At 49.3% G+C, this 3,201-nt stretch carries 2 rRNA genes; both read right to left on the bottom strand.

The annotated features are described in order from the left end of the window. A 23S ribosomal RNA gene (locus L641_RS23465) occupies positions 1-1,466 on the bottom strand; the annotation flags it as partial. Positions 1,467-1,760: 294 nt separating this feature from the next. Continuing rightward, positions 1,761-3,201 (bottom strand): 16S ribosomal RNA (locus L641_RS0106365); the annotation flags it as partial.

Below are 3,201 nucleotides of genomic sequence, written 5' to 3'. Positions count from 1 at the left end.
CTAGCCTACACACTTTCACATGGACTACCATCGCCATGCTTGCTTAGCCTGCTCCGTCCCCCCATCGCAATTATACCAAGTACGGAAATATTAATCCGTTTCCCATCGACTACGCCTTTCGGCCTCGCCTTAGGGGTCGACTTACCCTACCCTGATTAACATGGGATAGGAACCCTTGGTCTTCCGGCGTGCGGGTTTTTCACCCGCATTATCGTTACTCATGTCAGCATTCGCACTTCTGATACGTCCAGCATACCTCCCGGTACACCTTCAACCGCTTACAGAACGCTCCCCTACCACTCAAAATAAATTTTGAATCCGCAGCTTCGGTGCATAGTTTAGCCCCGTTACATCTTCCGCGCAGACCGACTCGACCAGTGAGCTATTACGCTTTCTTTAAAGGATGGCTGCTTCTAAGCCAACCTCCTGGCTGTCTGGGCCTTTCCACATCGTTTCCCACTTAACTATGACTTTGGGACCTTAGCTGGCGGTCTGGGTTGTTTCCCTCTTCACGACGGACGTTAGCACCCGCCGTGTGTCTCCCGGATATTACTTTACGGTATTCGGAGTTTGCAAAGGGTTGGTAAGTCGGGATGACCCCCTAGCCTTAACAGTGCTCTACCCCCGTAAGTATTCGTCCGAGGCTCTACCTAAATAGATTTCGGGGAGAACCAGCTATCTCCCGGTTTGATTAGCCTTTCACTCCTAACCACAGGTCATCCCCTAACTTTTCAACGTTAGTGGGTTCGGTCCTCCAGTTGATGTTACTCAACCTTCAACCTGCCCATGGCTAGATCACCGGGTTTCGGGTCTATACCTTGCAACTATTCGCCCAGTTAAGACTCGGTTTCCCTACGGCTACCCTAATCGGTTAACCTCGCTACAAAATATAAGTCGCTGACCCATTATACAAAAGGTACGCAGTCACCCAACAAGTGGGCTCCTACTGCTTGTACGTACACGGTTTCAGGTTCTATTTCACTCCCCTCACAGGGGTTCTTTTCGCCTTTCCCTCACGGTACTGGTTCACTATCGGTCAGTTGGGAGTATTTAGCCTTAGATGATGGTCCACCTATATTCAGTCAAAGTTTCACGTGCTCCGACCTACTCGATTTCACTTAAAATGCGTTTTCATGTACGGGACTATCACCCTGTATCGTGGCACTTTCCAGAGCCTTCCATTAACACATAATAAGCTTAAGGGCTGTTCCGATTTCGCTCGCCGCTACTATCGGAATCTCGGTTGATTTCTTTTCCTACGGGTACTTAGATGTTTCAGTTCTCCGCGTTCGCCTCGTTAACCTATGTATTCAGTTAACGATACCTGCAAGCAGGTGGGTTTCCCCATTCGGAAATCCTAGTCTCAAGTGCTTTTTACTAGCTTGACTAGGCTTATCGCAAGTTAATACGTCCTTCATCGCCTCCAACTGCCAAGGCATCCACCGTGTACGCTTAGTCACTTAACCATACAACCCAAACGGGTCTTTGTTGTGTGACAGTTTAACTTCGCCAGAAGTTAATATTGAATACTAAAGTAGATACCAATCAACAAACGTAAACGTTCATTAAATGGCACTGAATGATACTGCTATCATTCTTTTTACTTTTGAAAACTCTGTACAAATAACACTGTTATTCATACGAATTTTATTATCAGCTTTTCCAAATTTTTAAAGAGCATATTAATTAGTAAACTCAAAGAGCAAACTAACTAACAATCATCTGTGTGGACACTACGAACAAATAAGTTCTAAATCGTATAAGGAGGTGATCCAGCCCCAGGTTCCCCTAGGGCTACCTTGTTACGACTTCACCCCAGTCATGAATCACTCCGTGGTAAACGTCCTCCCGAGGGTTAGACTATCTACTTCTGGAGCAACCCACTCCCATGGTGTGACGGGCGGTGTGTACAAGGCCCGGGAACGTATTCACCGCGTCATTCTGATACGCGATTACTAGCGATTCCGACTTCATGGAGTCGAGTTGCAGACTCCAATCCGGACTACGACGCACTTTAAGTGATTCGCTTACTCTCGCGAGTTCGCAGCACTCTGTATGCGCCATTGTAGCACGTGTGTAGCCCTACACGTAAGGGCCATGATGACTTGACGTCGTCCCCACCTTCCTCCGGTTTATCACCGGCAGTCTCCTTAGAGTTCTCAGCATTACCTGCTAGCAACTAAGGATAGGGGTTGCGCTCGTTGCGGGACTTAACCCAACATCTCACAACACGAGCTGACGACAGCCATGCAGCACCTGTATCAGAGCTCCCGAAGGCACCAAACCATCTCTGGTAAGTTCTCTGTATGTCAAGTGTAGGTAAGGTTCTTCGCGTTGCATCGAATTAAACCACATGCTCCACCGCTTGTGCGGGCCCCCGTCAATTCATTTGAGTTTTAACCTTGCGGCCGTACTCCCCAGGCGGTCTACTTAATGCGTTAGCTTTGAAAAACAGAACCGAGGTTCCGAGCTTCTAGTAGACATCGTTTACGGCGTGGACTACCAGGGTATCTAATCCTGTTTGCTCCCCACGCTTTCGTACATGAGCGTCAGTGTTGACCCAGGTGGCTGCCTTCGCCATCGGTATTCCTTCAGATCTCTACGCATTTCACCGCTACACCTGAAATTCTACCACCCTCTATCACACTCTAGTTTGCCAGTTCGAAATGCAGTTCCCAGGTTGAGCCCGGGGCTTTCACATCTCGCTTAACAAACCGCCTGCGTACGCTTTACGCCCAGTAATTCCGATTAACGCTCGCACCCTCCGTATTACCGCGGCTGCTGGCACGGAGTTAGCCGGTGCTTCTTCTGTCAGTAACGTCACAGCTAGCAGGTATTAACTACTAACCTTTCCTCCTGACTGAAAGTGCTTTACAACCCGAAGGCCTTCTTCACACACGCGGCATGGCTGCATCAGGCTTGCGCCCATTGTGCAATATTCCCCACTGCTGCCTCCCGTAGGAGTCTGGGCCGTGTCTCAGTCCCAGTGTGGCTGATCATCCTCTCAAACCAGCTAGGGATCGTCGCCTTGGTGAGCCATTACCTCACCAACTAGCTAATCCCACTTGGGCCAATCTAAAGGCGAGAGCCGAAGCCCCCTTTGGTCCGTAGACATTATGCGGTATTAGCAGTCGTTTCCAACTGTTGTCCCCCACCTCAAGGCATGTTCCCAAGCATTACTCACCCGTCCGCCGCTCGTCA

Origin of the sequence: Pseudoalteromonas sp. TB41 (assembly GCF_000497975.1) — a bacterium.
Taxonomy (GTDB): domain Bacteria; phylum Pseudomonadota; class Gammaproteobacteria; order Enterobacterales; family Alteromonadaceae; genus Pseudoalteromonas; species Pseudoalteromonas tetraodonis.
The sequence above is the reverse complement of the archived record's forward strand: the minus strand, read 5'-3'. Positions and strand labels throughout refer to the sequence as shown.